Raw genomic sequence first — 5248 nt, 5'->3', positions numbered from 1 at the left:
TATTTTTATTTATTTTCCCCATCTCCCCCCGCAACGCGCACGAAGTGGTCTCCCCCATCTCCCCCATCTCCCCCACCTCCCCATCTCCCAACTCCCAACTCCCATTCCCCTCATTTGGAGAAATAAACCATGGACCGGGCAACAGAATTCGATCGCACAATGATGCAAAGATGTCTAACCCTTGCTAGGCAAGCCTTGGGGCGGACTTCTCCTAATCCTTTGGTGGGTGCTGTGATCGTTCAAGAGGGTATAATTATCGGCGAAGGTTTTCACCCGGGGGCCGGACAACCCCATGCAGAAGTTTTCGCCCTGAGACAGGCGGCAGAAAAAGCCCGTGGTGCCACTTTATACGTCAATCTTGAACCCTGTAACCACTATGGACGTACTCCACCCTGTAGCGAGGCAATTGTGCAAGCAGGCATTAAAAAAGTGGTGGTAGGGATGATCGATCCTAATCCCTTGGTGGCGGGGAAAGGCATTCAAAGATTAGAATCGGCAGGTATCGAGACGCTGGTGGGAGTGGAGGAGTCAGAATGTCTTCAACTCAATCAGGGTTTTATCCATCGCATCACCGCTAAAAAACCCTTCGGTATCCTCAAATATGCCATGACTCTCGATGGCAAAATTGCCGCTACTAGCGGTCATAGCACATGGATTACTAGCCCCGCTTCTCGCCAAATAGTCCATCAACTGCGATCGGCCTGTGATGCGATTATCGTCGGCGGTAGCACTGTCCGTCAAGATAATCCCCACCTAACCACTCACGGCCTCTCCGATCATAATCCCCTGCGCGTGGTCATGACTCGATCGCTCGATTTACCCTCCTCCGCCCATCTTTGGGATACCAGTCAATTTCCCACGCTTCTTTACACACAAATTGATTCTAATGTCAAGCTTCAGCAACAATTATTAACAAAAGGCGTGGAAGTGATCGAACTCACCGAGGTGACACCCACTTTAGTGATGGAAAATCTTTATCAGAGGGGATTTTGTCAGGTTTTGTGGGAGTGCGGCGGCGGTTTAAGTGCAGCGGCGATCGCTGAGGGCATGGTACAAAAAATTATCGCTTTTATCGCGCCAAAAATCATCGGGGGAATCCAAGCACCTACTGCCGTGGGTGATTTAGGTTTCCAGTTAATGAGCCAAGCTTTACAGTTAAAAAATGTCACGGTTAATTATCTCAATCCCGATATTTTGATCGAGGGATATCTGCAAAGTGAACAGTAGAGCTACTGCAATTCCCCCTCAATCAGCAAATCTCAACCAACCGCTTGCAAAAGTCACAAAGTCATCAATAACCCCGATAATCTGGCAATTAACCCCGATTTTTGCGATCAAGTTCTAGAAATCGCCCCGCTGCCGTTAAATGCCTTTATCGGTACGGTTATCCCCCTAGAAGAAGTTGGGCAATCGCTCTGTGATCAATGGTGCCATTATCGAGCAAAATAAAAAAGTTAGAATAGTCAAACCCTTAGTGATTGAACGTATGACGGTACTCGAAAAAGGTAATATCACGATTCATACCGAGAATATCTTCCCTATTATCAAAAAATCTCTCTACACTGACCATGAAATTTTTCTACGGGAATTGATATCTAATAGTGTTGATGCCATCTCGAAATTAAAAATGGCTTCTTTAGCAGGAGAAGCAAGAGGAGAAGTCCCCGAACCAGAAATTAATCTCGCCATCGATAAAGAAAATCGTACCCTATCAATTACCGATAATGGCATCGGGATGACGGGGGAAGAAATCAAGAAATATATTAACCAAGTTGCCTTTTCCAGTGCGGAAGAATTTATCAATAAATACCAAAAATCAGCCAACGATTTAATCGGTCATTTTGGCCTAGGTTTCTATTCGGCTTTTATGGTGGCTAAAAAGGTAGAGATTGATACTCTTTCCTATCAAGAAGGTGCTACCCCTGTCCATTGGTCTTGTGATGGTTCTCCAGAGTTTGAATTAACCGATTCTTCCCGCAGCCAAATCGGCACGACTATTACCCTAACTTTGATGGATGAGGAAGGGGAATATTTAGAACCTGCCCGCATTCGCCAGTTAGTCAAAACCTACTCAGATTTTATGCTCGTTCCCATTAAAATTGATGGGGAAGTGATTAATCAACAACGGGCTTTATGGAAAGAATCTCCTCAAAATCTGACTAAAGAAGACTACCTAGAATTCTATCGTTATCTCTATCCTTTCCAAGAAGAACCTTTACTCTGGGTACATCTGAATACCGATTATCCTTTCTTGCTCAATGGCATTCTTTATTTTCCCAAACTAAGACCGGATGTGGATGTCTCAAAAGGACAATTAAAGTTATTCTGTAATCAGGTTTTTGTCAGCGATCATTGCGAGGAAATTATTCCCGATTTCCTGATGCCCTTGCGAGGAGTTATCGACAGTCCAGATATTCCTTTAAATGTGTCTCGAAGTGCTTTAACCAAAGATCGCACCGTTCGCCGTATTGCCGATTTTATTGCCAAAAAAATTGCTGATCGCCTCAAATCTCTATACAATGAAGACGCAAAAGAATATATTCGTTGTTGGGGAGATGTGGGAACCTTTATTAAATTTGGTTCCTTGAAAGAGGATAAATTTAAACAGCAGGTAGAAGATATTTTAATCTATCGGACTACCTACAAACCCCTAGAAACCCCAGTACAAGTGGCAGTGCAAACCGCCGAAGGTGACGCATGGCAAGAAGCAACGGCGAAAACTCCCCTAGAAGCGATCGAACAGGAAGGTTATACTACTCTCAAAGCCTACCTAGAACGCCATAAAGAACGCCACGAAAATCGAGTTTTTTACTGTACCGATCCTCGTAGTCAATCCACCTACGTTGAACTCTACAAAAATCAAGGTTTAGAAATCCTTTTCTTTGATTCTTTCATCGATACTAATTACTTTATTCCTTTCCTAGAAAGAGAATACTCCGATGTGAAATTCACCCGGGTTGATTCTGAATTAGACTCGACGCTGCTCGAACAGGATCAAGCTAGTGAAATTATCGATCCCGTTAGTAATAAAACCCGGGCTGAATTGATCAAAGAAATCTTCGCCAAAGCCCTCGATAATTCCCGCATCAATATCAAAACTGAAGCCTTGAAATCCGATGATCCCCAAGCTACTCCCCCGGCAATTGTCTTACTTCCAGAAGCGATGCGACGCTTACAGGAAATGACGGCAATGATGCAACAAAAAGCCATGGCTTTCCCCGAAGAACATATTCTGATGATTAATACTAATCATCCCTTAATTCAACAGATTGTCCAGATTAGTCAGGGAAGTATTGTTACCGGTAGCGGCGAATCTCCATCGGCGCAATTAGCGAAAATGCTCTGTCAGCACGTTTATGATTTAGCTTTAATCGCTCAAAAAGGATTTGATGCCGAGGGAATGCAAGCTTTTGTGGAACGTTCCAATCGCGTTCTGACTAAGCTAACCGAAAAGATTTAATCTATTGCCAAACTTTAGCTGTTTCGATATGCTGAGAGTGTGTTAGTTCACACTCTTTTTTTAACCTGATCAATATGATCTAGCGATAAGCTATCTTGCCGCCGTCAGCCTTGAATCAGTTATCAGTTATCAGTTATCAGTTATCAGATGTAAGTTTTCAGTTCACTTATACTGTTTACTGTTTACTGTTTACTGTTTACTGATAAGTAGGGAGGCACAATTATTTGTAGGATGGGTTAGCGGTAGCGTAACATGAGCGGGCGTTGGGTTTCATGCTTCAACCCAACCTACGTTCGGTTTACTGATAACTGTTTACTGTTTACTGATAACTGAAAAATGCGCTTACCCACCCTCAAATATGAGCGAGGAACCTTAATTCTCCATCCACCACCAAAGGGGAAAAAATGGCTAGATTTTGCCACTTGGGATGATCGTATCGAAAGATTTCGCATTTTGGCCATTCATTATCGTCCTCTCGTGGAAACTCTACAGGAGGAGGGCATTAACTTCCAAGATGAAGCAAAAGCTTTCAACAATTTAGAATTAATTGCCAGTTTTGAACGGGAACCCTACCCCCACCAAACGGAAGCGTTAATCGCTTGGAAAAAATCCCAGAGAAGGGGTGTCATTGTCCTTCCCACCGCTGCCGGCAAAACCTATCTTGCCCAATTAGCTCTACAATCGACTCCCCGCAGTACCTTAATTATCGTGCCGACTATTGATTTAATGCACCAATGGTATGCCCAGATGTTGGCGGCTTTTCCCGATGCCGAGGTGGGATTATTAGGGGGAGGTTCTAAGGATAATAGTGCTATTTTAATCGCCACCTATCAAAGTGCGGCAATTTATTCAGAAACTCTTGGCAATCGTTACGCTTTTTTGATTTTTGATGAATGTCATCATTTACCATCGGATTTCTTTCGGAAAATAGCGGAAGATTCGATCGCACCCTATCGTTTAGGCTTAACAGCAACACCGGATCGTGGTGATGGTAGTCATCAGGATTTAGATTATCTTATTGGTGCAATTGTTTATCAAAAAAGTCCCCAAGACTTGTCAGGAAAAGCCCTAGCGGATCATGAAATAATTCAAATTAAAGTGAAACTATCCGCCAAAGAACAGGAAAAATATCAAGAAGCAATTAAAATTCGCAATGATTTTTTAAGAAGAAATAATCTCAGTTTGTCTGGTTTAGATGGTTGGCAAAATTTTGTCATGATTAGTGCCAGAAGTAGCGAAGGGCGTCGGGCCATGTTGGCCCACCGGGAGTCGAAGGAAATATCCTCCGGAACCCAGGGAAAATTGCGGGTTTTAGCCGAGTTAATCTGTGAACACCATCCGGAACCAATTTTAATTTTTACCAACGATAATGCCACAGTTTACCGCATTTCCGAGAGCTTTTTAATACCTGCCATAACCCATCAAACTCCCGTGAAAGAACGCCATGAAATCCTGACCCGTTTTCGTCAGGGAGAATACAAAATTCTGGTGACTTCCCATGTTCTTAATGAAGGGGTTGATGTGCCGGAAGCGCGCATCGCGATTATTTTATCGGGAACCGGTTCCACCAGGGAATATATTCAGCGTTTAGGACGGGTGTTAAGAAAAGGGCAACAAGAGGATAAACGGGCGATTTTGTATGAAGTGATAGCCGAAAATACCACGGAGGAAAAAACCTCCCAACGACGACGGGGAGAGCATAAAAATAAAACTAGCTATAAAACCGGTAATCGACAATTGGAATTATTGCCTTCTGCTCCGAAAAAATCTTTTTCTTTCCCGAAAGCT

General features: G+C 43.4%; 3 protein-coding genes. All 3 read left to right on the top strand.

Annotated elements, in window-relative coordinates:
- The first annotated feature begins 129 nt into the window (after nt 1–129).
- Complete coding sequence (ribD, locus tag PX636_RS12315; protein ID WP_288117394.1) at nt 130–1227, top strand: bifunctional diaminohydroxyphosphoribosylaminopyrimidine deaminase/5-amino-6-(5-phosphoribosylamino)uracil reductase RibD; 1098 nt, start codon at nt 130–132, stop codon at nt 1225–1227.
- 259 nt (nt 1228–1486) lie between these two features.
- Nucleotides 1487–3460, top strand: coding sequence for a molecular chaperone HtpG (gene htpG, locus PX636_RS12310; RefSeq protein WP_288117396.1), 1974 nt, complete (start codon nt 1487–1489; stop codon nt 3458–3460).
- 336 nt (nt 3461–3796) lie between these two features.
- Nucleotides 3797–5248: DEAD/DEAH box helicase (locus PX636_RS12305; RefSeq protein WP_288117392.1), on the top strand; the 1452-nt coding region annotated here is incomplete at its 3' end.

Origin of the sequence: Microcystis sp. M53598_WE2 (assembly GCF_030067735.1) — a bacterium.
Lineage (GTDB): Bacteria > Cyanobacteriota > Cyanobacteriia > Cyanobacteriales > Microcystaceae > Microcystis > Microcystis aeruginosa.
Note: the sequence above shows the minus strand (reverse complement) of the source record. Positions and strands in the feature narration are given on the sequence as shown.

Coding starts and splice junctions, on each gene's coding strand:
- ribD (WP_288117394.1), top strand. CDS start 130: ATGGACCGGGCAACAGAATTCGATCGCACAATGATGCAAAGATGTCTA.
- htpG (WP_288117396.1), top strand. CDS start 1,487: ATGACGGTACTCGAAAAAGGTAATATCACGATTCATACCGAGAATATC.